Raw genomic sequence first — 24,507 nt, forward strand, 5'->3', positions numbered from 1 at the left:
CCTCCGGCACCAACGACAAGGCCGGCTCCGCCCAGAACCTCCTGCGCTGGACCTCCACCCGCGCCATCAAGGAAACCTTCACCCCCCACACCGACCACCGCTACCCCCACATGGACTGACCGGCCATCCTGCTGCCCACTCCCCGCACTTGTAGGGAGTGGGCAGCGCAGTGCGGGGGCGGCGTGGGCGATTCGCCGTCGGTGCCGGGCATCGAACCGAGGGCTCCCGTCACCCCACACCCGTCGCCGCACACCCGTCGCCGCACACCCGTCGCCGCACACCCGTCGCCGCACACCGGGCGGTGCGCGGCCGACCGGACGAGGCCGCTGCCGACAGAGCACCGGCCTGGGCACCGAGGACGACGGCGATCAGGAGCGGGGCGACGCCGACGAGGACTTATTTTCCCTACGCTGCGTGACGGCGCTGCGTACGGTGGTGCGCATGGCTGACGAGCTGTTCGAGCACCCGCGGCTGGCCGCGCTCTACGACGCGCTCGACCCCGACCGGGGCGACCTCGCCGTCTACGCCGCCATTGCCGGGGAGCTCGGTGCGCGTCGGGTGCTGGATGTCGGCTGTGGGACAGGCACGTTCGCGCTGCTGCTGGCCGATCGCGGCGTCGAGGTCACCGGTGTCGATCCGGCCGGCGGCTCGCTTGAGGTCGCACGGGCCAAGCCCGGCGCCGAGCGGGTGCGGTGGATCCGCGGTGCTGCGACAGCGCTGCCCCCGATGCAGGTCGACCTCGCCACGATGACCGCCAATGTCGCTCAGGCGATCCTCCGCCCGGCGGATTGGGCGGCCACGCTGCGCGGGGTCCATGACGCGCTGCGGCCGGGCGGGCATCTGGTCTTCGAGACCCGCGATCCGGCGCAGCGTGCCTGGCAGGAGTGGAACCGCGCCGCGTCGTACCAGGTCACGCGGGTTCCGGGTGTCGGCGCGGTCGAGAGCTGGGTGTCGGTGACCGATGTCGCCGGGCCGCTGGTGACGTTCCGTTGGACGTATGTCTTCGCCTCGGACGGGAAGGTGCTGACGTCGGATTCGACGCTGCGTTTCCGGGAGCGGGACGAGGTCGAGGCGGCGCTGGCCGCGCAGGGCTTCGCCGTGCGCGAGGTCCGTGGCGCGCCCGATCGGCCCGGTCGGGAGTTCGTGTTCTTCGCGCTGCGCCCGGAGTGAGCGGGGGACGCCGCGCCGGGTCTGCTGGGGGCGGCGGATCGGTGACCGAGCGTAGCAATCTTCGTGAGCAGGCGGGCCGGGGCCTGCCGTGCGCCGGGCGGTACCGGCACCGGGGGCGCGCCGTGTCGAAGGCCGCCGCAGAGGTCTCGTCCGGGTAACGAAGTTTCACTCCAGCTTTACCTATTGACTATGGACATCGCTGTACATACGCTCCCAGTTGTTCATAGTTGTCCCCATACAAAGTGCGGTGCATCGGTGAAGATCGCTGTTGTCGGAAGTTACGGGGCTGGCCTCACCATGCGAGTGCCCAAGTCACCTGCGGCAGGAGAGACCGTCTCGGGCGGCGTGTTCGACCCCGGCCCCGGCGGCAAGGGAAGCAACCAGGCCATCGGCGCGGCCAGGCTGGGCGCGGAAGTCTCGCTGCTGACCGCCGTGGGCGACGATGACTTCGGCCGCTCCGCCCGCGCGCTGTGGCGGGAGGAGGGGGTGGGCGCCGAACATGTGCTGACGACCCGGAGCCCCACCATGGTCGGCTTCATCCTGGTCGAGCCGTCCGGCGAGAACCGCATCGCCATCGCCCCGGGTGCCCTGGACGAGCTGGACGCCGCCGCCGTCGAGCTGTTCCACGCGGAGATCGCCTCGGCCGACGTCCTGGTGGTCTCGATGGAGATCCCGGAGGAGGCCGTGGCCGCCGCACTGCGCGCGGGCCGCCAGGCCGGGACCAGGACCCTGCTCAACCCCGCGCCCGCCCGCCCGCTCCCCGCCGACCTCTGGCCACTCATCGATGTGATCACGCCGAACCAGACCGAGGCCCCCGTCCTGCTCGGCCTCGGCAGCGGACACGGGCTCGGGGACGAGGAGCTGGTCCAGGCGCTGCGGGAGCGCACCGGGGGCGCCGCCGTCCTCACCCGGGGCGGCGAGGGAGCGCTGGTCGCCCAGGCGACCGGGGTGACGACGGTACCGCCGTACCCGGCCGGGACCGTCGTCGACACCACCGGCGCCGGCGACTCGTTCACCGCCGCGCTCGCCGTCGCCCTCGCCGAAGGGCGCGACCTGGACCAGGCGGTGCGGTTCGCCGCCGCAGCGGGCGCCCACACCGTGACCATCGCCGGGGTCGTCCCCGCCCTGCCCACCAGAGACCAGCTGAACGCCTGGATTGGAACCGCCCCATGACCTCGACCACCGCACCGGCGAAGGAGTTCTCCCTCCCGTTCCGCAGGCTGCTCCACGCCCGCGAGTCCGGTGTCTTCGCCGCCCTCGTGCTGCTCTTCCTGCTGGGTGTCTTCCTCTCGCCGAGCTTCGCCCAGTCCGACAACCTGCTCTCGGTCGGCCAGCAGGTCGCCCAGATCGGCATCATGGCCGTCGGCGTGACGTTCGTGATCCTCAACGGTGAGATCGACCTGTCGGTGGGCTCCACCTACGCGCTGTCCGCGATCTCGACCGGGATGCTGATCTCGCACGGCTGGAGCTGGCCGCTGGCGATGCTGATCGGCCTCGCCGTGGGAGCGGTGGCCGGGCTGCTCAACGGGTTGGCCGTCGTCGTCCTCGGAGTGCCGTCGTTCATCGTCACCCTGGGTACGCTCAGCGTCTTCCGAGGTATCGCGCTGCTCATCTCCGACGGCGCCCCCATCTCCCTCAGCTCCTCCCAGGCCGGCGTGGCGGACTTCAACCTGCTGGGCCAGGGCAGGCTGTTCGGGCTGATCCCGATGCAGTTCGTCATCTTCGCCGTCGTCGCCGTGATCGGCGTGGTGCTGCTGTCCCGCTCCCGCTTCGGCTTCAACACCTACGCCGTCGGCGGCAACCAGGAGGCCGCCCGCCTGGTCGGCGTCAACGTCAAGCGGGTCAAGCTGGCCGCGTTCGTGCTCTCCGGCTTCACCGCGGCCCTCGCGGGCGTCCTCGGTCTCTCCTTCCTCTCCTACGTCCAGGGCGTCACCGGGCAGGGCATGGAGCTCACGGTGATCTCCGCCGTGATCATCGGCGGCGCGGCCCTGTTCGGCGGCTCCGGGACCATGTGGGGCACCGTGATCGGTGTCGCCTTCATCGGCCTGCTGCAGAACATCCTCAACATCAAGGGGATCTCGTCCTTCTGGCAGACCGTCGTCACCGGCCTGGTGATCGTCGCCGCCGTCGCGGCCGACACCTGGCAGCGCCGACGCAAGACCCGGGCCTGACACCGCCGGCCGGCCCTCCCGGCCGCAGCCGGGCCCCGGACGGCCCCCCGCACCGGACACCACCGCACCGGACGGCCACCGCACCGGACACCACCGCACCGGGCCCCGACGCACCCTCGCTGCCCGCCCCCTTCCGGGCGACCTCCACGACAAGGGAGTCACGATGTCCCCCCGCACCATCCTCAGAAGCCTCATCGCCGCCACCAGCGCCGTCGCCGTCCTCGGACTGAGCGCGTGCGGCGCCATCACCCCCGCGAACGGCGGCGGCTCCTCCGACGACTCCTTCAAGCTCGCCTCGTACATCCAGCAGCGGATCGACGACGGCAAGCCGATGCGCATCAAGCTCAGCTACCACGACCCGTCCCTGGCCTTCGCCACGCCGATCAGCGCGGGCATGAAGCAGGCCGGGAAGGAACTCGGGGCCGAGACCGCCCTGATCGGGCCGACCGGCGGTGACGCCGCCAAGCAGGTCTCGGAGATCCAGACGCTCATCCAGCAGAAGGCCGTGGACGGCCTCGCCGTCTCCTCCGCGTCCAGCGACGCGCTGAAGCCGGTCATCGCCCAGGCCTACGACGCGGGCATCCCCATCATCTCCTTCAACACCGACAACCCCGACTCCAAGCAGATGGGCTTCGTCGGCCAGGACCTCAAGAGCTCGGGTGAGGCGCAGGCCAAGGAGCTGCTGAAGGGGCTGGACGGTGCCAAGCAGGGCAAGGTCGTCGTCTTCTCGGTGGACACCGGCGCCGGCTGGTCCCACGACCGGTTCAGCGGCTTCAAGGAGGGCCTGGCCGGCAGCGGCCTGCAGATCGTCGGCCCGGTGAACGTCGGCAACGAGCCCAGCGCCGCCTACAACACGGTCGAGTCCACGATGTCCGGGCAGTCCGGTGTCGTGGCCGTCGCCGGGCTCGACTGCTGCTCCACGACCGCCGCCGCCAAGTGGGTGTCGCGGTCCGGTGACAAGAAGGCCATCGCCGTGGGCGGCTTCGACCTGCTGCCGCAGACCGCCGACTACCTCCGCAGCGGAGTCATCGACTTCACGATCAGCCAGAACCCCTCCCAGCAGGGCTACCAGGCGGTCAAGGTGCTGTACGACTTCCTCACCAAGGGCACCGAGATCACCGGCGTGAACACCGGCGCCCAGTTCGTCACCCGCGACAACCTCGACGAAGCAACGGTGGAGAAGTGACAGCCACCGCACCCCGCGACAGCGCGGCCTCCCCCGACACCGCCGCACCCGCCATCAGCGTCCGTGGCCTGTCCCGCAACTTCGGCCCGGTGCGCGCCCTGACCGATGTCTCCTTCGACGTCACCGCCGGAGAGGTCACCGCGCTGCTCGGCGAGAACGGCGCCGGCAAGTCGACCCTGCTGAAGATCCTGGCCGGCCTCCAGCCACCCAGCGCGGGCAGCGTCAGCGTCTTCGGCGAGCAGGTCACCTCCTTCGACCCCAGCACCATGCTCGACCGGCACGGCGTGGCGATCGTCCCGCAGGAGCTGTCGCTGCTGCCGGACCGCAGCGTGGCGGAGAACGTCCTCAGCGGCGTGGAACCCGGGCACCGCTGGTTCCCCTCCCGGCGGCTGATGCTGGAGCGGACCGGCGAACTCCTCGCCCGGCTGGACCTCCGGCTCGACCCGGCGGCCCCCGTACGGTCGCTGGACCTCGCCACCCAGCAGCTCGTCGTGGTGGCCAGGTCCGTCGCCCGGGGCTGCCGGGTGCTGATCCTGGACGAGCCGACGGCGATGCTCACCCCGGCCGAGGCCGAGCGCCTGTTCACCCTGATGGACGGCCTCAAGGCCGCCGGGACGACCATGCTCTACGTCTCGCACCGCATGCCGGAGGTCTTCCGGCTGGCCGACCGGCTGGAGATCCTGCGCGACGGCGCCCATGTCGCCTCCTGGCGGAACACCGAGACGACCCCCGACCAGGCGGTCGCCGCCATGGTCGGCCGCGAGCTGGGGCAGTTCAGCCGCCGCGCGGAGCGCCACGCCGACCCGGCGGCCCGGCCGGCCCTACGGGTCAGCGAGCTGAGCGGGCGGCGGCACCGCGACGTCTCCTTCGAGGTGCGGCCCGGGGAGATCCTCGGGGTGGCCGGGCTGCCGGACTCCGGGCGCGTCGAGATGCTGCACAACATCTTCGGCGGCGACCGGGGCACCGGCGGCACGGTGGAGCTGGCGGGCGAGCCGTACGAGCGGCGCGACCCCATCGCCAGCGTCGAGCGCCGCCTCGCCTTCGTCCCCGGCGAGCGCCGCGCCCAGGGGCTGCTGACGACCATGAGCGTCGGTGAGAACGTCGGCGTGCTGACCACCAAGGCGCTCAGCCGGTTCGGCCTGGTCCGCCGGGGCGCCTTCGACCGGCAGGCCGCCGAGCAGGCGCAGCGGATGCGGGTCAAGACCGCCACCATGAGCCAGCCCATCACCAGCCTGTCCGGCGGCAACCAGCAGAAGGCCGTACTGGGCCGCTGGCTGGCGATCAACCCCGAGGTGCTGATCCTCGACGAGCCCACCCGGGGCGTGGACGTCGGCGCGAAGGCGGAGATCTACGAGCAGCTGTTCGCGCTGGCGGAGAAGGGCCTGGCGATCCTCTGCTCCTCCTCCGACCTGCCCGAACTCCTCACCCTGACCGACCGGATCGCGGTGATGAGCGAAGGCCGCCTGGTCAGCGTCGTCGAGACCGCGGGGGCGACCGAGGAATCCATCATGACCCTGGCCACCGGGGCGGCACCGGCCGCCTGACCCGGCCGCACCCGCCCCCGCCCCACCTCTCCGAAAGGACCCACCATGAAGCGAACCGGCATCCTCAACGCCGAACTGAGCGGAGCCCTGGCCACGCTCGGCCACACCGACCTGCTGCTGGTCGTGGACGCCGGCTTCCCCGTCCCCCGTGACGCGCACCGCATCGACCTGGCCCTCGCCGAGAACCTCCCCGACCTGCGCACCGTGCTCGGCCTGATCGCCGACGAACTGGTGGTCGAGGGAGTGGTCCGGGCCGAGGAGGTCCCGTCCCACCACCCCCGGCTGGACGCCTGGCTGCACGGCCGCTTCCCCGACGCCGAGTTCACCACCCGCCCGCACAGCGAGGTGCTCGGTGAGCTGGCCCGCCAGGCCAAGGTCGTCGTCCGCACCGGCGCCTTCGAGCCCTGGGGCAACATCGGGCTGTTCTGCGGAGTGGACGCCCCCCGGTGGTTCGGCGGGGAGGGCGTCATCGTCCCCGAGTCGTACGCGTCCAAGCTCTGACCCCTACCGGCGGCGGGCCCCCGCCGCGCCAACCCACCGCTTCCCGTACAGGAGAGACCCCCGTGTCGGACACCATTGCCACCACCGGCGGACCCACGCTCAGCCCGGCCGAACTGGCCCCGTACATCCAGCACACCAGGATCGACCCGGACGCGACCCTCGACGACATGGTCGCCCACGCCCGGGAGGCGATCAGCTACGGCTTCAACGCCGCCATGGTCCCCGCCTCCTGGCTGCCCGTCGTGGTCTCCGAGCTCAGCGGGACCGGCATCGGCGTGGCGTCGGCGCTGGACTTCCCCACCGTCGGCGTCATGACCAGCGCCGGCAAGGCGGCCGAGGCCGCCGAGATCGCCCGGCTCGGCGCGACCCAGCTCGACATCGGGGTGCAGGTCGGCTGGCTCAAGAGCGGCCGGTACGACGACTTCCGGGAGGACATCGCGGGCGTGGTCCGCGCCTCGGGCCTGCCCGTCAAGGTCATGCTGGAGCTGCCGCTGCTCACCGAGGCGGAGAAGGAGGCGGCCGTCGAACTGGCGATGGAGGCCGGTGCCGCTTATCTGAAGAACGCCAGCAGTGGGCAGATTGAGACGGCGAACCCGACGAGTGTTCGCTACCTTGTTGACCGGGCCCGGGACGGCGTCCAGGTCAAGGCGTCCGGGTCCATCAAGAGCTACCGGCAGTCCCTGGAGCTCCTGGCCGCCGGTGCCGCACTGCTCGGTACCAGCGCCGGGATAGCGATCGTCACCGACACCGGTGACGCTTCCACCGTCAGCTACTGACCACCGGACCGCGCCGTGCCCCGGGCGACCCCGCCCGGGGCACGGCACATCCACTGCGGGAGAGGAGACGCGTGACCGTGACGGCCGGCGAAGGAGGCCTCCCGGACATCAGGCGTGACGTCCCCACGGCGATCCACGTCCAGATCTCGGAGCACATCCGGCTGCGCATCGCGGGCGGTGAGTGGCCGGCGCACTACCGGCTCAAGAGCGAACCCGAACTCGCCCACGAGTTCGGCGTCAGCCGCGGCACCGTACGGCGGGCCCTGGCGACCCTCATCGAGGAGGGGCTGCTGCGCCAGGTGCGGGGGCGCGGTACGTTCGTCACCTCGACGGTGATCGAGCCGGCCATCGCCCAGAAGCTGAGCACCCTGTCCGAGGACTTCGCCAGCCAGGGCGTCGTCACCTCCACCACGGTGCGGGAATGCGCCCTGATCACCCCGCCCCGACCGGTGGCCGCCCTGCTCGACCTGGACCCCGGGGCCACCCGGGTACTGCGCCTGGTGCGGGTGCGCAGCACCCAGGACGGGCCGGTCGCCCTGCTGTTCAACTTCGTGCGGGCGGATCTCGCGCCCGGCATCGAGCGGGCGGACTTCAGCAGTTCCAGCCTGTTCGGGATGCTGGAGGGCTCCTACGGCCTGAAGATCGCCACGGCGCGCCGTACCTTCAGCGCGGAGGCCGCCTCCCCGGAGGTCGCGGAGGCCCTGGCCCTGCCGACGGGCAGCCCCGTGCAGTACCTCCAGCAGGTCACCTATCTTGCCGACGGCCGGCCGGTGGAGTACTCCGACGTGTGGATCCACAGCGGCCGACTGCGCGTCACCTCGCTGCTGCTGCGTCGCTAGCCCGCAGGCCGGGGCGCCCGGCCGGGGCGGCCGGCTCGGGCGCCGGGCCCTGGTCCGGCGGGGCGGGGTGGGTCGCGGTCTCGGTGCGGTAGCGGCCGGGGGTGCGGCCGAAGGTGCGCTTGAAGGCGTGCGAGAAGGCGAACGCGGAGCTGTAGCCGACCTCGCGGGCCACCCGGTCCAGCGAGCTGCCGGGGTCGCGCAGCAGCACGGCCGCCCGGGTCATCCGCCACCACGTCAGATACGCCATCGGCGGGCGGCCGAGCAGCGCGGTGAACCGGCGGGCCAGGGTGGCGCGCGAGACGCCCGCCGCGGCGCTGAGCGAGCTGGTGGTCCACGGCCGGGACGGGTCGTCGTGCAGGGCGCGCAGGGCCACGGCCACCACCGGATCGGAGAGCGCGACCGACCAGCCGGCCGTCCGGCCGGTGCGGTCCTCCTCCAGCCAGGCCCGCACCAGGTAGACCAGCAGCAGGTCCAGCAGGCCCGGCAGCGCGATGCCGGCGCCGAGCCGGGCGGGGTCGGTCTCGCGGCCGAGCAGGTCGATCGCCGCCCGGATCTCCGGGTGGCGGCCGACCCGGGCCGGGAAGTGCACGACATCGGGCAGGTCGGCCAGCAGCGGGTGCGTACGGGTCCGGTCGAGCCGGTACTTGCCGCAGAGCAGCTCCGCCACCTCCGGCGCACCCGCCGCCGGCGCGGCGGCGCCGACCGGGCCCGCCGGGCCGCCCCCGCCGTCCCGCCGGGGCTCGAACAGCACCGCCCGCTGGGCCGCGCGGCGGTCCAGCGGGGCGTCGGCCAGCACATGGGCGCTGCCGCGCGGCAGCAGCACCACATCCCCCGCGACCATGGTGATCGGGGGGCCGCTGTCGGGCAGCAACCAGCAGCCGCCTTCGAGTACGACATGGAATCCGGCCCCGCCGTAGGCGGCGAACCGCCGGGACCACGCGCCGTGCACCCGGACCCGGGACGCCAGGGGCCGCCCCACCCGCAGCGCCGTGATCGCGTCACTCACCACATCCATTGCGCCAGCGTAGTGAGACACACGCGCATCATCCAGAGCGGATCAGGCATGGAGACGCTCACCGGCTGCTTCCTAGGCTGCTGTCAAAGCCCCGGCAGCAAGGGAGAGACCGCCATGCAGCACATCAGGTTCGGAGACGTCGAGGTCATCAGGGTGCTGGAGGGGCAGTCGCCCTTCGCCCCGGCCGGCCGGGTCTTCCCGGACATCGCGCCGGAGACCTGGCGGGACCAGGAGTCCTGGCTGACCCCCGACTTCTGGGACCCGGCCGAGGAGATGTTCGTCGCCGCGCTCCAGACCTGGGTACTGCGCAGCGAGGGCAGGACCATCCTGGTCGACACCGGCATCGGCCGGTACCGCCCGGCGGGGACGCCCTTCGGCCGGCTGCGCAGCCCGCTGGTCGACCGCCTGGCGGCCGTCGGCGTCGAGCCGGGCGAGGTGGACATCGTGGTCAACACCCATCTGCACTCCGACCACGTCGGGTGGAACACCTCCGAGCGTGACGGCGCCCTGGTGCCGACGTTCCCCCATGCCCGCTATCTCATCCCGGCCCCGGACAACGCCGCCGTCGACCCGAGCGGCCCGCACCGCGACCGGCACACCGGCGACCAGGCCCGGCAGCAGGTCTTCACCGAGAGCGTCCTCCCGCTGCACGAGGCGGGGCAGGCCGTGCTCTGGGAGGGCAGCCACCGCCTGGACGCCAACCTCACCCTGGAGGCGGCGCCCGGCCACACGCCCGGCTCCTCGCTGCTGCGCCTGCACTCCGCCGGGGACAGGGCCGTGTTCGTCGGCGACATCCTGCACAGCCCCGTGCAGATCCCCGACCCGGACTGCAACAGCTGCTTCTGCGAGGACCCCGCCCAGGCCCGAGCCACCCGCCGCCGCGTCCTCGAACACGCCGCCGACAACCGGGAACTGCTCATCCCGGCCCACTTCGGCGGCCACGGCGCCCTGGAGGTCGCCCGCGAGGGCTCCCGTTTCGCCGTCACCCGCTGGGCGGCCTTCTCCTGAGGGCCCGGTCCGCCGGCCCTCGGCCGCCCGGTGCGGCCCGTGGCAGGCGTGCCGGGAGGCGTCGAGGTGGTCCGGGCGCCACCGCCGGGCGCCGGTCCCGACGGTGTCCGACTCGATCCGCCGGGTGAGGGTGTCGCGCTCGGCGTGCGGCGCGAAGTGGACGAGTTCCCGCGCGGTGGTCCCCATGCCCGCGCCGGAGGTCCCGTGCAACCGGATCGCCATGGGCCGGGCCTGGTCAGCCCGGGGAGCGCGGGCCCGGCGGGCCTTCCTGACGGGCCGTCAGCCCGGTGCGGACGGTGGCGGCGCAGGCGAGGAGGGAGAGGAGGGTTGCGGCCAGCAGCCAGCCGCCGAGGACGTCCGAGGGCCAGTGCACGCCCAGGTAGATCCGGCTGAGGGCGACTCCGGCGGCCCAGAGCGCCAGCAGGGAGCCGGTGGCGCGAGTGGCCCGGCGGCCGCCGGTGCCGATGTGCAGGGCCAGGGTCGCGAGGCCGGCGGCCAGCGCGCTGGTGGTGGTGTGACCGGAGGGGAAGGAGGAGCCGGTGGCGGGCACCGCCCAGTCCGCGAGCGGTGGGCGCGGCCGGGCCATGGCCGCCATCACCGCCGTACGTACCAGCTGCCCGAGGAGCAGCAGGCCCGCCGCCCCCAGCGCCCCGGCCGTCCGCCGCCTCACACCGTCGAAGGCGTACGCGCCGGCGGCCGACACCACCAGGTAGGGGACGGCGCCGTTCCCGGTCGCCGTCCACACCCTGGCCACCGCGACGCCGGGGGCGGGCCGGTGGGTGGCGCACCAGGCGTGGGCGAGGGCGTCGCCGGGCAGCGGGGCACCCCGGTGGACCGCGACCAGTACGGCCAGCGCGGTGAACGCCGCCGCGCAGAGCGCGCCGGCCACCGCGGGGCGCAGCGCCGGGCTCACCGCAGCCCACCCGCCGCCGACGTCCGGCCGGCTCCCGCCGCCCGTGCGCCGACCACCGGTGCCGTCCCCCGAGCACTCCACGGGTGCCGAGCGCTCAACGGGTGCCGAGCAGCGGGGCCAGCGCGCCCCGCCGGCCACGCTCGACCAGCGGGGCGGCCCGCCCGGCGGCCAGGGTGAGCAGGACTCCCACCAGCGCGCCGACCACCGCGCCCGCCAGCACATCGTGTGGGTAGTGGGCGCCGACCCAGACCCGGGAGGCGCCCATGGCGAGGGCTGCGACGGCGGCGACCGCACCGATCCGGCGGTCCACCAGCAGCAGGGCGCCGGCGGCGGCGAAGGCCACGACGGTGTGGTTGCTGGGGAAGGACCAGTCGTCGGCCGCCGGGCAGGCCTCCAGCGGCAGCGCGTGCAGCACCGAGCGGCAGGGCCGGACCTCGGAGACCAGCGACTTGAGCACCAGGTTCACCGCGTACGCGACGACCACCACGGCGGGCAGCGCCAGCACCCGGGCCGTCGGGACGGCGCCGCTGCGGCGGGCCGTCCACCAGGCGGCGACGGCGAGGACGGCGAAGACCGCGATGCCGTACGCGGACCAGTCGAGCACCGCCCGGTCGAGCCAGTGCGGGGCGCGGGCGGCGGCGTCGGTGGCGTCGCTGTAGAGGCCGCCGTCGATGCGGCTGCCGTCGAAGGCGAGCGGGGTGCCGGTCATGAAGCTTCACCTCGGGCGGTACGGCGGCGGGAGCGGATCAGTTCGAGGGCGAGCGGGGAGAGCGGGACCGCGACGACCGGCGGCAGCGGGTAGCGGTCGCCGTCCGGCACCGAGGAGGCGTCGAGGAGGTCGACTGCCGGGGCAGCCGGGGGTGCGGGCACGGTGGGCGGGTCTCCGATACTGGTCGGGGGCGGCACTCCACGCCGCCTGCGTCTACAATAATGTAGACGGTCAAGGCGGACGACCACCGCCGGGAGGGAACGCCGAGATGCCCGAGCCGCCCGAGCTGCCCGCCCAGCGCCGTCCGCACGGCGAGCTGGAGGCCGAGGTGCTGGCCGCGCTGTGGGCCGCCGGCACGCCGCTGACCCCGCAGGACGTACAGCAGGCGCTCGGCGGCACCCTGGCCCGCACCACGGTCGCCACGATCCTCGCCCGCCTGTACGACAAGCGCACGGTGCTGCGTAGCCGGGCGGGCCGCTCCTACGCATACATCCCGGCGGTCCAGGACACCGCAGCGCTCACCGCGCGGCGGATGCGTTCCGAGCTGGAGCGCGGGCCGGACCGCTCCACCGTGCTGGCCCGCTTCGTCTCCGACCTCTCCGCGCAGGACGAGCAGCTGCTGCGCGACCTGCTCGGCGCAGCCGGTCCGCAGTCGGCGGCCGCCGACCCCGACCGCCCGGCCGGGGCGGGACGGGGTGACGGGGCGTGAGGTTCGCGATCTGGCTCCCGCTGCTGCTGCCGCTGCTCGCCGCGCCGGCCGCCCGCCGCCTCGCGGACCGGCTGCCGCCGCGCGCCGCCGCCTGGACGCTCACCGGCACCGCCGCCCTGCTGGGCTGCACCAGCACCGCCGCGCCGGCCCTGCTCGCGCTGGCCGGACTGCTGCGCCTCCCGCCGGTGGCCGCGCTCGGCCGTCTGTCGCTGCCCTGGCTGGACCGGGTCTCCCCCGCCGCCGTCCCGATGGCCGTGGTCGCGGCGGCGGCCCTGCTGCTCTCCGGCGGGCTGCTGCTGCGGGCCGCCCTGCGGCACCGCCGGGACCTCGCCACGGCCCGCGCCCTGGTCGGCGCCGCCGGGTCCCGGGACGCGGCGGCGCCGGAGCTGTCCGTACTGCCCGATGAGCGGGCCACCGCGTACGCGCTGCCCGGCCGCCCCGGGCGGATCGTGGTCACCACCGGGATGCTGCGCACGCTGACCGCGCAGGAGCGCTCTGCGCTGCTGGCCCATGAGCGGGCCCATCTGACCGGCCGTCACCACCGCCATCTGGCGGCCGCCGAGTACGCCGCCGTGCTGCACCCGGCGCTGTGGCTGCTCCGCGCCCCGCTGGCCTACCACCTCGAACGGTGGGCCGACGAGTCCGCAGCCGCCGTGGTCGGCAGCCGGGCCGTGACCGCTCGGGCCATCGGCCGGGCCGCCCTGGCGGCCGCCGCCCACCCGGCGGCACCCCGCCCCGGCCTGGCGCCCGCCGCCGGTGCCGGGCCGGTCCCCCGCCGGGTCTCCGCGCTGCTCGCCCCACCCGCGCCGCAGCCCCCGGCCCGGTATCGCACGGCCGCCGCCGCGCTGCTCGCCGCCTGTCTGCTGGCCTCGGCGGGCGCGGCCCTCGACGCCGGCCAGGACCTGCACCGCACCGTCGAGGACGCCCAGGCCGCGCCCGCGCGCTGACCTTGAGCCAGATCCGGCGGACGGCCCCGGCGACCCGGTGTCGCCGGGGCCGTCCGCGTTGCGCGCTGCCCTCCGGCCGGACGCGGTGGGTCGACCTTTTTACGGGGCGGGGCTCTGCGCACCCGTCACATCGTGCAGGAAATGAACTGAGGGCCACGGCCGAGATCGATTGTCGAAGGGTACGGGTCGGGACAGCTCCCCACCAACAGGCCATTCCGAAACAATGGCGAAAGGCAATCGGATCGCCCCCGTTCGCCTTTCGAATGTTTCGAGCATGACACCGCTGACCTCCGCAGTTTGCCGAACGAGACCAGCTGCGTAACCTGTCCATGCGACGTCAGCTCCACGTCGGAGCCGGATGGTTGCGATTCCATGACGGTCGCCTCAGGACTTGACCTCTTCATGGCCGCGCCCTACGGTACCCGGCAACATTCGCCGAGCTGGCGAAACTTTCGAAAGGCGCAACCATGGGGTCGGGCATTGTCGGCGGCAGCAGTTCGCGCGGTGGCAGAACGCGCGGTGGCAGAGCCATCGCGGCGGCCGCCGCACTCGCGATGACAGCGGCCCTGGCCGGCTGCGGATCGGGAGGCAGCAGCGCCGCCGAGAGCGGCACCATCGTCATCTGGATGTACAACGACGACTCCGTGAAGATCCAGCAGGCGGCGGTCGACCGGTTCAACGAGACCTCGACGGTCAAGGCCGAGCTGGTCTCCATACCCGCCGCGGACTACAGCAACAAGCTGCCCACCGTCATGAAGTCCGCCAACGCCCCGGACGTCTTCTTCAACTGGGGCGGCGGCTCCATCAGGCCGTACGTCGACAAGAAGCAGCTGGTCGACCTCACCGATGTGATCGCCGGCGACTTCGACCTGCGCAACGCCTTCCTGCCGTCGGTGCTGGCCGCCGGCGGCGTGAACGGCAAGATCTACGGCATTCCGATGCGCGGTATGCAGCCGGTGGTCCTCTTCTACAACAAGGCCGTCTTCGCCGCGAACGGCCTGCAGCCGCCCAAGAGCTGGTCGGACCTCCAGACGGTGATGACCGCCCTGCGGGGGAAGGGCATCGCCCCGTTCGCGCTCGGCGGCAAGGACGTCTGGCCCGAGCTGATGTGGCTGGAGTACCTGGTGGACCGGGTCGGCGGCGCCAAGGTCTTCCAGAAGATCCAGAACGGCGACTCCTCCGGCTGGGAGGACCCGGCCGTCCTCAAGGCCGCGCAGACCGTCCAGCAGCTGGCCAACGAGGGTGACTTCGGCACCAAGTTCACCACGCTCTCCTACACCAACGGCGACGCGCCCGCGCTCTTCGCCGAGGGCAAGGCCGCGATGCACCTGATGGGCTCCTGGGAGTACTCCACCCAGCTCGGCAAGCACCCCAACTTCGCCAAGAAGGACCTGGGCTGGACCACCTTCCCGACCGTGGCCGGCGGCACCGGCAATGTGGCGGACATGGTCGGCAACCCCAGCAACTTCTGGTCGATCAGCGCCAAGACCAAGCACAAGGACGCCGCCATCGCCTTCGTCAAGACCATGGCGTCCGAGGAGTACGCCCAGTCCCTGGCCGACAACGGCGACGTGCCCACCACCACCAACGCCGGTCTGATGCTCACCTCGGCGCCGAACCGCGACTTCTCCACCTTCCAGTACGTGAAGGTGCAGACGGCGCCCAACTTCACGCTCTCCTGGGACCAGGCGCTGCCCTCCGAGCAGGCCACGCCGATGCTGAACCAGGTCGGCAAGCTGTTCGCCGGGAAGATCACGCCCAAGCAGTTCGTCGCCGCCATGCGGGCGCTCGGCGACGAATAGCCCCGAATAGCCCCGAATAGCCCCGAACCGCCGCGCCGCCGACCAGGGCGCGGCCGTGAACGGCCTCCAAGCAGTCACCGGCGCCGCCTTCGAGCGGGGCGGCGCCGGTGAGCCGTGGGCGCCGCCTCCCCGACCTGAACCGGGGAGGCGGCGCCCACTGGCGTTCGCGGTTCCTCAGGCGGCGCCGCGCCGGGAGAACGCGCAGTTCCCCGCGCCGGTGGAGCCGGGGCGCGGGGAACTGCGGGTGGGGCGGTCAGCCGAGGGAGGCGATGGCGTCGTTGAAGGTCTTCGACGGACGCATCACGGCCGATGCCTTGGCGGCGTCGGGCTGGTAGTAGCCGCCGATGTCGGCCGGCGAGCCCTGGACCGCGATCAGCTCCTCGACGATGGTCTGCTCCTGGTCGGCCAGCGTCTTGGCCAGACCCGCGAACGCCTCGGCCAGCTGCGCGTCGGCGGTCTGGTTGGCCAGCTCCTGCGCCCAGTACAGCGCCAGGTAGAAGTGGCTGCCCCGGTTGTCGATCCCGCCCAGCCGGCGGCTCGGCGACTTGTCCTCGTTGAGGAAGCTGCCGGTCGCCCGGTCGAGGGTGTCGGCCAGGACCTGGGCCCGCGCGTTGCCCGTGCTCTGCGCCAGGTGCTCGAAGCTCACCGCGAGCGCCAGGAACTCGCCCAGGCTGTCCCAGCGCAGGTAGTTCTCCTTGAGCAGCTGCTGGACGTGCTTGGGCGCCGAGCCGCCGGCGCCGGTCTCGAACAGACCGCCGCCGCTGATCAGCGGGACGACGGAGAGCATCTTGGCACTCGTACCGAGCTCCAGGATCGGGAACAGGTCGGTCAGGTAGTCGCGCAGCACATTGCCGGTGACCGAGATGGTGTCCTCGCCACGGCGGATGCGCTCCAGGGAGAACGCGGTCGCCTGCTCCGGCGACAGGATCTCGATCTGGAGCCCCTCGGTGTCGTGCTCGGGCAGGTACGCCTTGACCTTGGCGATCAGGTTGGCGTCGTGGGCGCGGCCCTCGTCCAGCCAGAACACCGCCGGGACGCCGGTCGCCCGCGCGCGGTTGACCGCGAGCTTGACCCAGTCGCGGATCGGCAGGTCCTTGGTCTGGCACATGCGGAACACGTCGCCGGCGCTCACCGGCTGCTCCAGGACGACGTTGCCGGCGTTGTCGACGACCTTGACCGTGCCGTCGGCGGGCAGCTCGAAGGTCTTGTCGTGGCTGCCGTACTCCTCGGCCGCCTGCGCCATCAGGCCGACGTTGGACACCGAGCCCATGGTCGCCGGGTCGAAGGCGCCGTGCGCGCGGCAGTCGTCGATGACGACCTGGTAGACACCGGCGTAGCTGCTGTCCGGGATGACGGCGAGGGTGTCGGCCTCCTTGCCGTCCGGGCCCCACATGTGGCCGGAGGTGCGGATCATGGCCGGCATGGAGGCGTCCACGATGACGTCGCTGGGGACGTGCAGATTGGTGATGCCCCGGTCGGAGTCGACCATCGCCAGGGCCGGTCCTTCGGCCAGCTCGGCGTCGAAGGACGCCTTGATCTCGGCGCCCTCGGGCAGCGACTCCAGGCCCCCCAGGATGGCGCCGAGTCCGTCGTTGGGGCTCAGGCCGGCCGCGGCGAGCACCGCGCCGTACGCGGCGAAGGTCTTCGGGAAGAAGGCCCGCACCACATGGCCGAAGATGATCGGGTCGGAGACCTTCATCATGGTGGCCTTGAGGTGCACCGAGAACAGCACACCCTCGGCCTTGGCCCGGACGACCTGGGCCGCGAAGAACTCGCGCAGCGCCGCCACATGCATGACGGACGCGTCCACGACCTCACCGGCGAGCACCGGGACCGACTCGCGCAGGACCGTGGTGCTGCCGTCGGCGCCCGCCAGCTCGATACGCAGCGAGCCGTCCGCCGCGATGACGGCGGACCGCTCGGTGGAGCGGAAGTCGTCGGCGTCCATGTGGGCGACATTGGTCTTGGAGTCCGCCGTCCAGGCGCCCATCCGGTGCGGGTGCGTCCTGGCGTAGTTCTTCACCGAGGCGGGGGCGCGCCGGTCGGAGTTGCCCTCGCGCAGCACCGGGTTGACGGCGCTGCCCTTGACCTTGTCGTAGCGCGCCCGGACGTCCCGCTCCTCGTCGGTCTTGGGGTCGTCGGGGTAGTCCGGCAGCGCGTAGCCCTGCTGCTGGAGCTCCGCGATCGCCGCCTTGAGCTGCGGAATGGAGGCCGAGACGTTCGGCAGCTTGATGATGTTGGCCTCGGGCGTCTTGGCGAGCTTGCCGAGCTCGGCCAGGGCGTCGTCGATCCGCCGGCTCTCCTCCAGACGCTCCGGGAAGCTGGCGATGATCCGCCCGGCCAGCGAGATGTCGCGCGTCTCCACCCTGACGCCCGCCGTCGAGGCGTACGCCTGGACCACGGGCAGGAACGAATACGTCGCCAGGGCCGGGGCCTCGTCGGTGTGCGTATAGATGATGGTCGAGTCAGTCACCGGTACTCCGCTTCACGTCTACAACGTCTTGATATCAAGGTATCTCGTGACCGCCCCCCGCCGACACCCAACCCCGCCGGGGAGCGGCGGCGCCGTCCTCGGCCGCACCGCCGCCGCGCCCGCGCCGCAGCCCGGCGAGCAGGCCGTGCCGGGGTGCGCACAGCCAGCAGACCAGGAAGACGGCCGTCACCACCAGGACGATCAGCCCTCCGGCGGCCAGGTTCCAGCGGTACGAGAGGTAGAGCCCGGCCAGGGAGGACACCCCGCCGATCACCGGGGCCAGCACCATCATCGTCCCGATCCGGTCGGTGAGCAGCCGGGCGCAGGAGGCGGGGGTGATCAGCAGGGCCAGCACCAGGATGTTGCCGACCGCCTGGAGCGAGATGACCACGGTGACGGTGACCAGGGCATACAGCGCGATGTCGAGCGCGAAGACGGGCAGGCCGACCGCGCGGGCCGTCTCGCGGTCCAGGCTGACGGTGACCAGTTCCTTGTGCAGGGCGAGCGCGACCAGCACCAGGACGGCCCCGGTGACGGCCACCGTGGCCACGTCCCGGTCGCTGATGCCCAGGATCTGCCCGAAGAGGAAGGACTCCAGCGATCCGCTGTAGCCGGGGGCGGTGCTGAGCACCACGATGCCCAGTCCGAAGGCGGCGGCGAAGAAGACGCCGATGACGCTGTCCTCCTTGAGCCTGCGGTTCTGCGAGAAGACGGCTGCGGCCAGGGCGGTGGCCAGTCCGGCCACCGCGCCGCCCAGCACCAGGCTGGTGTGCAGGACGAAGGCGATGGCGACGCCGGGGAAGACGGCGTGCGAGACCGCGTCGCCGATGAAGGCCATGCCGCGCAGCACCACATGGGTGCCGATCACCCCGGAGACGACACCGGACATGGCGGCGACCAGGAAGGCCCGCTGCATGAAGACGTGCTGCCAGGGGTCGGTCAGGAAGTCCAGGAAGGCGCTCATCGGGTGACTCCCAGGGAGTGGAGCAGCTGGTCGGAACGGGTGACGCCGAAGGCGCGCAGCCAGACGGCCGGGTCGCGCAGCTCCCCCGGCGGGCCGTCCGCGACCACCGTGCGGTTGAGCAGGCAGAGCCGGGTGCAGAGCGCGGCGGCGGCGGGCAGGTCGTGGGTGGTCATCAGCAGGGCGTTGCCCTCCTCGCGCAGCTGTCCGAAGAGGGCGGTGAGCAGTTCCTGGGTCGGTACGTCGAGGCCGGTGAACGGCTCGTCCAGCAGCAGCAGCCGGGGCCGCAGGGCCAGCGCACGGGCGACCAGGACCCGCTGCCGCTGGCCGCCGGAGAGTTCGCCGACCGGGCGGCGGCGCAGGTCGGCCATGCCGACCCGCTCCAGCGCCTGGTGGACGGCCTCCCGGTCGGTGCGGCCGGGCGGGCGCAGCCAGCCGATGCGGTGCACCCGCCCGGTCATGACCGCCTGCTCCACCGAGGTCGGGAAGTCCCAGGCGAACTCGTGCCGCTGCGGGACGTAGCCGACCGTGCCGCGCCGCTGCGCGGGGCGGCCACCCTCCAGGGTGACGTCGCCGCTGTGCGGCGGGACCAGGGCCAGTACCGACCGGAGCACGGTGGTCTTGCCGGCGCCGTTGGGGCCGATCAGGCCGACGAGTTCGCCGGTGCGCACCGTCAGGTCCACGTCGTGCAGCACGGGGCGGCCGCCGAGCCGGACCGCCAGGGAGCGTACGGACAGGATGGGCTCGCCGGGGTCGTCACTCACTGTGCTGCTCCGCTGCTTCGGGGGTGGTCCGCCGGGTGCGGGCCAGGATCGTCCAGGCCGCCGCGGCCAGGGCGGCGGCGGCCGCTGCGGCGCCCGCGACCAGTACCGGGCCGGGGCCGCCGTGGCCCCCGGCGGTGTGGCTCCCGGCGGCTTGGCTTTCGGGGGCTTGGCTTTCGGGGGCTTGGCTCCCGGCGGCTTGGCTTTCGGGGGCTTGGCTCCCGGCGGCTTGGCTTTCGGGGGCGGCCGGGGCCGGTGGTGCCTGCGCTGCGGGTGTGGCGGCGGGGGCGAAGGCCCGCTGCGGGTCCTGGGAGCCGACGGAGAGGCGCAGCACGGCGCGGCCGTCGTAGTGGGCGCCGGCGGTGGAGCGGGCGGTCATCCGGATGCCGAGCTGGTAGCTGCCGGGCCGGGTGAAGGCCCAGTTGCCGTGGACGTGGCTGTCGACCTCGATGCCGGTCTCCTGCGGCAGCGGCTCGGCGCTGTCGAAGAGGATCTGCGGAGTGCCGAAGCTCCCGTTGAGGAAGAGCACGAACCGGCCGGGCCCGCGCACGCTCTCCAGCTGCCAGGTGACCTCCCGGTCGACCAGGTGCAGGATGCTGGGGTCCTGGCTGTTCCAGCCGGGCCACAGCACGCCGTCCTGCTGCACCTGGGGCAGCAGCCAGACCCGGGCGCCGGGGCGGCCCAGGAAGGAGAAGCGCTGGTCGGCGGGCACGGTGACGGCGGCCGCCTGCACCGCTTGCAGGACGACGTCGGCCGGGTCGCGCCACACCGGCGCCGCCCCGCTGTCGTCCCGGATGCCGATGGTCCAGTGGCCGTGGTCCAGCCTCGGTCCGAGGTCGAGGTGGCCTTCGGCGAGCACGGTGCGGCCGGTGGCCGGCGGCGGGGTCGGCTCGGCGGCCGACGCGGCGGTGGGGCCGACGGTCAGGACGCAGCCGGTCAGCAGCAGGACGGCGGTGAGCGCACGGGCGCGGCGGAGGGTCACGGCTTCACCCCGCCGAGGCAGGAGAGCAGTTCGTCGGCGTTGTGCCGCATCATGTCGACGTAGTGGCGGACCCGGGAGTCGAAGGCGTCCCCGTACAGGGTGCAGACCCTGACGTGCTGGTCGTGGGCGACCTGGGTGAGGACGGTGGCCCGCTGGGCGAGGTTGGGTTCCATGAAGACGGCGGGGACCTTGAGGTTGCGGATGGTCTCGGTGAGCTTCTGCACGTCGTCGGCGCTGGGCTCCTGGGCGGGGTTGGGGACGACGAAGCCGGCCACGGTCATGCCGTAGGCGTCCGCCAGGTAGCCGAAGGCGTCATGGGTGGTGATCAGCTGCCTGCGGTCGGCGGGGATGCGGCCGATCTGGCGGGTGAGGTAGCCGTCCAGGTCGTCCAGGGTCGCTTCGTAGCGCCGGGCGTTGCGGTCGTAGTCGGCGGCGCCCGCCGGGTCCTGCTTCTTCAGGGTGTCCCGGATCAGCTGGACGTAGGACTTGGCGTTCTCGGCGTCCTGCCACAGGTGGGGGTCGATCTCGCCGTGGACGTGCTTGCCGAGGACGGCCTGCGGCAGTTGGTGGATGGTGGCGCCCGGGGCGCCGAGGAAGCGGTACGCCCGGTCGCCGGGGACCTTCTCCAGCGCTCGGTTGGGGACGTCCACCACGACCTGGCCGGGGGGGATCTCCTCCTGGCGGGCGCCCTTGGTGCGCAGATCGGTGAAGGCGGAGAGGGCGCCGGTGTCGAGGTTCACCGTCAGGTCGGTGTGGCCGTTGTCGACGACGGTGACGCCCTGGCCGGCCACGGTGTGCGGGTCGACGCCGACGGTGAAGGTGAAGGTGCCCTTGCCGAGGGGCTTGAGGTCGGCGCTGCCCGGGTTGCGCAGCCTGGCCTCCAGGGTGAGCCGGTACACGCCGGGCTTGGTGAACGCCCAGTTGAGGTGGGTGTGGGCGGCCGGGGGCAGGGTGGTGGTGTCCTTGGCGTCCAGGCCGTCGGCGGAGTCGAAGTAGACGACGGGCTGCCCGAGGGATTCGGTGAGGTAGGCGATCAGGTCGCCGGGTCCCCGGACGTCGGTGGCGGAGAGCAGCACGTCCGAGGAGCGGGTGGCGCCCCGGGCCGCGCCCTCACCGCGTACCCGCAGTCCCAGCCAGGGCACGTCCAGGCCGATGTTCTCCACCAGCGGGATGACATGGGCGCCGTAGGTCTCGGACGCCTCGGCGAGCGAGACATTGGGGGTGCCCGGTCGGGCGTTGGCGTCGATGGTCTTGATCAGGGCGTGCTCCTCCAGGAGCAGGTGGTTGGTGAAGGTCACGTCGGCCTCCGCCACCTTGGCCGCGTCCCGGGGCGTCGGCTCGTAGGAGTGCGGGTCGCCGCCCGGCGGGACGATCGAGGCCACCGAGACCCGGTCCCCGCCCACCTGGCTGACCAGGTCGGCCAGGATCTCGGTGGTGGTGACCACCTTGAGGGCGGTGCCGTCGGTACGGCCGCCGGGTGCGGTGGCGGCCGAGCAGCCGGACAGGGTGAGGGCGGCGGCAGCGGTCAGGGCGGCGGCGGCCCGGATCACCGGGCGGGGCGGGCGCATGGGGGTCTCCAGCGGGTGCGGCTTCATGGGGGCTCGGGGTGGGCGGCGTCAGCCGGTGGCGCGGCGGCCGCGCCGGGCGAGGGCCGCTACCGCCGTACCGCCCGCGACCAGCGCCGCGGCGGCCGCGCCCAGCGGGAGGACGCCGCTGCCGGTCTGCGCCAGGGTGCCGCCGGGCGGGGTCGCGGAGCCGCCATCGGTGCCGGTGGCGCCGGTGGTGGCGGCGGCCGGGGGTGTGCTGCCGGTCGGCCCGCTGCCCGGGATCGGTGCGGCGGTGGTCGGTGCGGCGGTGGTCGGCGTGCCGGTGGTCGACGTGCCGGGGGCGGGGGGTACGGCGCCGGGGGTGCCCGACGGCGCGGCGGTGGGCCGGGTCGGGCCGCCGGTGTCCCCGTCACCCACCGTGAAGGTGTAGGTCCGGGTGTCCGAGGCGTCCTGACCGGACGCCAGGGTGCCGGACAGCCGGAAGGTGAGCCGGTAGGTGCCCGGGGCGCTGAAGCCCCAGTTGGCGTGCGCGTGCACCCCGAGGTTGACCCGCTGGCTGTCCGGCAGCCCGTCCCGGCTGTTGTAGACGATCTGGGCGCCGCCCAGTCCCGCGGTCTCCCAGACCGCCACCGAACCGGGCCCGGCGACGCCGGTGAGCTTGACGTCCACCGGCCCCTTGAGGTCGCTGTCGCGCAGCGCCTCGGTGTTCCAGCCGGCCCAGACCACGCCTGCCTGCTGCACCTGCGGGATCAGCCAGAAGGTACTGCCCGCCGGGCCGAGGAAGGCATAGGTGCTGTTGGACGGCACCCGCTGCCGGGCCTTGTCGTTGACGTGGACGACGACCGAGGACGGCTCGCGCCAGACGACGGCGTCCGGGCGGCGGCTGTCCTTGAACAGCAGCCTGAGCCTGCCGTCGACCAGACGCCCCGCCAGGGCGTCCACATGGCCGTCGTCGATGGTCACCGGGCTGGTCGCGGGGGCGTCGTCGGCCGCCTTGAGCAGCCGGGGGGCGAGGGCCGGCCGTGCGCCGGCCGAGGTGGCCGACGGCGTGGGGGCGGGCTGCGGGTCGGCGACGCGGGCGGTCCAGTGCACGGTGGTGGCGGTCCGCTCGCCGGAGGCCAGTACGGCGGTGGCGGTCGCGGTGATGGCGTAGTCGCCGGGCCGGGTGAAGGCCCAGACGAGCCGTCCGGCGGCGGTCGGCGGCAGGGCGCTGCGGTCGGGCAGCCCGTCCCGGCTGTCGAAGACGGGCTGCGGGACGGGCGCCGCCAGGGCGTCCCCGGCGTCGGCGGCATCGGCATCGGCATCGGCATCGGCGTCGGCGGGCTCGTACACCACCAGCGCGCCCGGCCCCTGGACCGCGTCCAGCGACCACTGGAGGCCGTCCGGCCCCAGGGCGTCGGCGCCGACGGCGGCGGTGTCCCAGCGCGGATCGCTCTCCCCCACCCCGTCGCCCCACTGCCAGACGGTGTCACCGGGCCGTCCGAGGAACGCATGGGCGGCGTCGTCCGGGACGGTGGTGCGGTTGCGCTCGTCCAGCAGCAGCTCCGGGCCGCCGAGGGTCAGGTCGAGCGTGCCGTCGTGCAGGGCCAGCGCCACGTCCGCGCCGGTCGGCACGCCGGTCGTCGCGCCGGGCTGCGGATCGGGCTGCGAGTCGGCGGCGGTGCTCGGACCGGCCGCCGCCGTCCAGATCAGCACCGCCACGGACCCGGTGGCGGCCAGGCGGGCGGCCGTTGAACTGTTCACGGTGGTCGGTTCTCCTCATACAGGCGATGTCGTACGGGTGCGGGGGCGGCCGGAGCCGGGCGCGGCGCCCCCGGGAGGCGCCGCGCCCGGTGCGGTGGTCAGCTGTCGAGCACGGTGAAGGTGTACTGCTGCGGGCCGGTGCCGACGGTCTGCCCGGTGGCGCTGAGCACCCCGCTGACCTGGAAGGTCACCCGGTAGGTGCCGGCGGCGTCGAAGCCCCAGTTGGCGTGGGTGTGCGCGCCGGCGGCGACGGAGATGCTGTCGGGCAGCCCGTCCCCGCTGTCGAACAGCTTGGTCGGGGTGCTGCCGGCGGCGGTGTAGACGCTGAAGCCGGCGGGCCCGCTGACGTCGGTCAGGGTGAAGGTGAGCGTGTTGTCCCGGAAGACCCCGGTGGGCACGTCGGTGGCGTTCCAGCCCGCCCAGAGCAGTCCGGCGGTCTGGCTCTGCGGCAGGATCCAGGCCGTCCCCCCCGTGCCGAGGAAGGACCAGGCGCTGCTGGTGGGCACATCGGTGTGCTTGGCGGCGACCGGGACGCTGAGCACCACGTCCGCCGGGTCGCGGTCGACGCTGGTCCCGCCGGTGGCGTCGAGCAGGTCGAGGGTGAGCGCCCCGCCCGCGTAGTCGACGTCGAGGACGTCCACATGGCCGCTGGAGAGGGTCACCGGGGCGGCCTGGGCCGGGGCGGAGACGCCCGCGACCAGCGCGGCGGCGAGGGCGAGCGGTGCGATGAACCTGGTACGGCTGCGCATG

At 73.3% G+C, this 24,507-nt stretch carries 23 protein-coding genes; 12 read left to right on the forward strand and 11 right to left on the reverse strand.

The annotated features are described in order from the left end of the window. Positions 1 to 441 precede the first annotated feature (441 nt). From ACIQGZ_RS26460 to ACIQGZ_RS26495, 8 genes are all read left to right on the forward strand, one after another. The gene (locus ACIQGZ_RS26460; RefSeq protein WP_402606375.1) at positions 442 to 1,170 is read left to right on the forward strand and encodes a class I SAM-dependent methyltransferase; all 729 of its coding nucleotides are present in this window, start codon (positions 442 to 444) and stop codon (positions 1,168 to 1,170) included. Between the two features lie 297 nt (positions 1,171 to 1,467). Next, positions 1,468 to 2,343: a ribokinase gene (locus ACIQGZ_RS26465; protein WP_402606377.1), complete on the forward strand. Its 876-nt coding sequence runs from the start codon at positions 1,468 to 1,470 to the stop codon at positions 2,341 to 2,343. Further along, on the forward strand, positions 2,340 to 3,341 hold the full coding sequence (locus ACIQGZ_RS26470; protein WP_402606379.1) for an ABC transporter permease: 1,002 nt from the start codon (positions 2,340 to 2,342) through the stop codon (positions 3,339 to 3,341). The genes ACIQGZ_RS26465 and ACIQGZ_RS26470 overlap by 4 nt, the downstream gene beginning before the upstream one ends. Positions 3,342 to 3,504: 163 nt before the next feature. Beyond that, positions 3,505 to 4,527, forward strand: coding sequence for a sugar ABC transporter substrate-binding protein (locus tag ACIQGZ_RS26475; protein ID WP_402606381.1), 1,023 nt, complete (start codon positions 3,505 to 3,507; stop codon positions 4,525 to 4,527). Beyond that, entirely contained in the window at positions 4,524 to 6,071 is a 1,548-nt protein-coding gene (locus tag ACIQGZ_RS26480; protein ID WP_402606383.1) for a sugar ABC transporter ATP-binding protein, read from the forward strand. Before ACIQGZ_RS26475 ends, ACIQGZ_RS26480 begins: the two co-directional genes overlap by 4 nt. A 45-nt stretch (positions 6,072 to 6,116) precedes the next feature. Beyond that, complete coding sequence (rbsD, locus tag ACIQGZ_RS26485; protein ID WP_402606385.1) at positions 6,117 to 6,572, forward strand: D-ribose pyranase; 456 nt, start codon at positions 6,117 to 6,119, stop codon at positions 6,570 to 6,572. Positions 6,573 to 6,634: 62 nt separating this feature from the next. Continuing rightward, positions 6,635 to 7,348 (forward strand): deoxyribose-phosphate aldolase, encoded by a 714-nt coding sequence (gene deoC / locus ACIQGZ_RS26490; RefSeq protein WP_402606388.1) that lies wholly within the window; start codon positions 6,635 to 6,637, stop codon positions 7,346 to 7,348. 77 nt (positions 7,349 to 7,425) lie between these two features. Next, the gene (locus tag ACIQGZ_RS26495; RefSeq protein WP_402606607.1) at positions 7,426 to 8,187 is read left to right on the forward strand and encodes a GntR family transcriptional regulator; all 762 of its coding nucleotides are present in this window, start codon (positions 7,426 to 7,428) and stop codon (positions 8,185 to 8,187) included. Here ACIQGZ_RS26495 and ACIQGZ_RS26500 read toward each other — a convergent pair. Further along, entirely contained in the window at positions 8,162 to 9,202 is a 1,041-nt protein-coding gene (locus ACIQGZ_RS26500; RefSeq protein ID WP_402606391.1) for an AraC family transcriptional regulator, read from the reverse strand. The two genes, ACIQGZ_RS26495 and ACIQGZ_RS26500, sit on opposite strands and share 26 nt — an antisense overlap. Before the next feature lie 114 nt (positions 9,203 to 9,316). On the opposite strand from ACIQGZ_RS26500, the gene ACIQGZ_RS26505 reads away from it, so the two are divergent. Then, positions 9,317 to 10,210 carry an MBL fold metallo-hydrolase gene (locus ACIQGZ_RS26505; protein ID WP_402606393.1) on the forward strand — a complete coding sequence of 298 codons (894 nt, stop codon included), beginning with the start codon at positions 9,317 to 9,319 and terminating at the stop codon, positions 10,208 to 10,210. Positions 10,211 to 10,445: 235 nt separating this feature from the next. On the opposite strand, the gene ACIQGZ_RS26510 is transcribed toward ACIQGZ_RS26505, so the two are convergent. The 3 genes from ACIQGZ_RS26510 to ACIQGZ_RS26520 all read right to left on the reverse strand — a co-directional run bounded on the left by ACIQGZ_RS26510 (position 10,446) and on the right by ACIQGZ_RS26520 (position 11,993). Next, positions 10,446 to 11,123, reverse strand: a complete 678-nt coding sequence (locus tag ACIQGZ_RS26510) for a phosphatase PAP2 family protein (RefSeq protein ID WP_402606396.1) — start codon at positions 11,121 to 11,123, stop codon at positions 10,446 to 10,448. A 94-nt stretch (positions 11,124 to 11,217) separates the two neighbouring features. Continuing rightward, positions 11,218 to 11,832, reverse strand: a complete 615-nt coding sequence (locus ACIQGZ_RS26515; protein ID WP_402606398.1) for a phosphatase PAP2 family protein — start codon at positions 11,830 to 11,832, stop codon at positions 11,218 to 11,220. Then, positions 11,829 to 11,993 (reverse strand): hypothetical protein, encoded by a 165-nt coding sequence (locus ACIQGZ_RS26520; RefSeq protein ID WP_402606400.1) that lies wholly within the window; start codon positions 11,991 to 11,993, stop codon positions 11,829 to 11,831. The genes ACIQGZ_RS26515 and ACIQGZ_RS26520 overlap by 4 nt, the downstream gene beginning before the upstream one ends. A gap of 107 nt (positions 11,994 to 12,100) precedes the next feature. On the opposite strand from ACIQGZ_RS26520, the gene ACIQGZ_RS26525 reads away from it, so the two are divergent. The 3 genes from ACIQGZ_RS26525 (at position 12,101) to ACIQGZ_RS26535 (ending at position 15,290) form a co-directional block, all read left to right on the forward strand. Then, positions 12,101 to 12,541, forward strand: coding sequence for a BlaI/MecI/CopY family transcriptional regulator (locus tag ACIQGZ_RS26525; protein ID WP_402606403.1), 441 nt, complete (start codon positions 12,101 to 12,103; stop codon positions 12,539 to 12,541). Beyond that, positions 12,538 to 13,488, forward strand: coding sequence for a M56 family metallopeptidase (locus tag ACIQGZ_RS26530; RefSeq protein ID WP_402606405.1), 951 nt, complete (start codon positions 12,538 to 12,540; stop codon positions 13,486 to 13,488). The genes ACIQGZ_RS26525 and ACIQGZ_RS26530 overlap by 4 nt, the downstream gene beginning before the upstream one ends. Before the next feature lie 467 nt (positions 13,489 to 13,955). Further along, positions 13,956 to 15,290 (forward strand): ABC transporter substrate-binding protein, encoded by a 1,335-nt coding sequence (locus ACIQGZ_RS26535; RefSeq protein ID WP_402606407.1) that lies wholly within the window; start codon positions 13,956 to 13,958, stop codon positions 15,288 to 15,290. A 253-nt stretch (positions 15,291 to 15,543) separates the two neighbouring features. Here ACIQGZ_RS26535 and ACIQGZ_RS26540 read toward each other — a convergent pair whose 3' ends face one another. The 7 genes from ACIQGZ_RS26540 to ACIQGZ_RS26570 all read right to left on the reverse strand — a co-directional run bounded on the left by ACIQGZ_RS26540 (position 15,544) and on the right by ACIQGZ_RS26570 (position 24,506). Then, positions 15,544 to 17,763 (reverse strand): NADP-dependent isocitrate dehydrogenase, encoded by a 2,220-nt coding sequence (locus ACIQGZ_RS26540; RefSeq protein WP_402606410.1) that lies wholly within the window; start codon positions 17,761 to 17,763, stop codon positions 15,544 to 15,546. A gap of 34 nt (positions 17,764 to 17,797) precedes the next feature. After that, a complete protein-coding gene (locus ACIQGZ_RS26545; RefSeq protein WP_402606412.1) occupies positions 17,798 to 18,727 on the reverse strand; it encodes an anchored repeat-type ABC transporter permease subunit in 930 nt (309 codons plus the stop codon). Further along, positions 18,724 to 19,488, reverse strand: coding sequence for an anchored repeat-type ABC transporter ATP-binding subunit (locus tag ACIQGZ_RS26550; protein WP_402606414.1), 765 nt, complete (start codon positions 19,486 to 19,488; stop codon positions 18,724 to 18,726). The genes ACIQGZ_RS26545 and ACIQGZ_RS26550 overlap by 4 nt, the downstream gene beginning before the upstream one ends. Further along, positions 19,481 to 20,467 (reverse strand): TIGR03773 family transporter-associated surface protein, encoded by a 987-nt coding sequence (locus ACIQGZ_RS26555; protein ID WP_402606416.1) that lies wholly within the window; start codon positions 20,465 to 20,467, stop codon positions 19,481 to 19,483. The genes ACIQGZ_RS26550 and ACIQGZ_RS26555 overlap by 8 nt, the downstream gene beginning before the upstream one ends. Next, entirely contained in the window at positions 20,464 to 22,035 is a 1,572-nt protein-coding gene (locus tag ACIQGZ_RS26560; protein WP_402606419.1) for an anchored repeat ABC transporter, substrate-binding protein, read from the reverse strand. Before ACIQGZ_RS26560 ends, ACIQGZ_RS26555 begins: the two co-directional genes overlap by 4 nt. A 48-nt stretch (positions 22,036 to 22,083) precedes the next feature. Further along, positions 22,084 to 23,757: a choice-of-anchor M domain-containing protein gene (locus ACIQGZ_RS26565; protein WP_402606421.1), complete on the reverse strand. Its 1,674-nt coding sequence runs from the start codon at positions 23,755 to 23,757 to the stop codon at positions 22,084 to 22,086. Between the two features lie 98 nt (positions 23,758 to 23,855). Then, a complete protein-coding gene (locus ACIQGZ_RS26570) occupies positions 23,856 to 24,506 on the reverse strand; it encodes a choice-of-anchor M domain-containing protein (protein WP_402606424.1) in 651 nt (216 codons plus the stop codon). Between the last annotated feature and the right edge of the window lies 1 nt (position 24,507).

This window comes from Streptomyces sp. NPDC092296 (assembly GCF_044755465.1).
In the GTDB taxonomy this organism is placed as follows: Bacteria; Actinomycetota; Actinomycetes; order Streptomycetales; family Streptomycetaceae; genus Peterkaempfera.

Coding starts and splice junctions, on each gene's coding strand:
- ACIQGZ_RS26500 (WP_402606391.1), bottom strand. CDS start 9,202: ATGGATGTGGTGAGTGACGCGATCACGGCGCTGCGGGTGGGGCGGCCC.
- ACIQGZ_RS26470 (WP_402606379.1), top strand. CDS start 2,340: ATGACCTCGACCACCGCACCGGCGAAGGAGTTCTCCCTCCCGTTCCGC.
- ACIQGZ_RS26460 (WP_402606375.1), top strand. CDS start 442: ATGGCTGACGAGCTGTTCGAGCACCCGCGGCTGGCCGCGCTCTACGAC.
- ACIQGZ_RS26505 (WP_402606393.1), top strand. CDS start 9,317: ATGCAGCACATCAGGTTCGGAGACGTCGAGGTCATCAGGGTGCTGGAG.
- ACIQGZ_RS26570 (WP_402606424.1), bottom strand. CDS start 24,506: ATGCGCAGCCGTACCAGGTTCATCGCACCGCTCGCCCTCGCCGCCGCG.
- ACIQGZ_RS26465 (WP_402606377.1), top strand. CDS start 1,468: ATGCGAGTGCCCAAGTCACCTGCGGCAGGAGAGACCGTCTCGGGCGGC.
- ACIQGZ_RS26525 (WP_402606403.1), top strand. CDS start 12,101: ATGCCCGAGCCGCCCGAGCTGCCCGCCCAGCGCCGTCCGCACGGCGAG.
- ACIQGZ_RS26560 (WP_402606419.1), bottom strand. CDS start 22,035: ATGCGCCCGCCCCGCCCGGTGATCCGGGCCGCCGCCGCCCTGACCGCT.
- rbsD (WP_402606385.1), top strand. CDS start 6,117: ATGAAGCGAACCGGCATCCTCAACGCCGAACTGAGCGGAGCCCTGGCC.
- ACIQGZ_RS26545 (WP_402606412.1), bottom strand. CDS start 18,727: ATGAGCGCCTTCCTGGACTTCCTGACCGACCCCTGGCAGCACGTCTTC.
- ACIQGZ_RS26475 (WP_402606381.1), top strand. CDS start 3,505: ATGTCCCCCCGCACCATCCTCAGAAGCCTCATCGCCGCCACCAGCGCC.
- ACIQGZ_RS26535 (WP_402606407.1), top strand. CDS start 13,956: ATGGGGTCGGGCATTGTCGGCGGCAGCAGTTCGCGCGGTGGCAGAACG.
- ACIQGZ_RS26515 (WP_402606398.1), bottom strand. CDS start 11,832: ATGACCGGCACCCCGCTCGCCTTCGACGGCAGCCGCATCGACGGCGGC.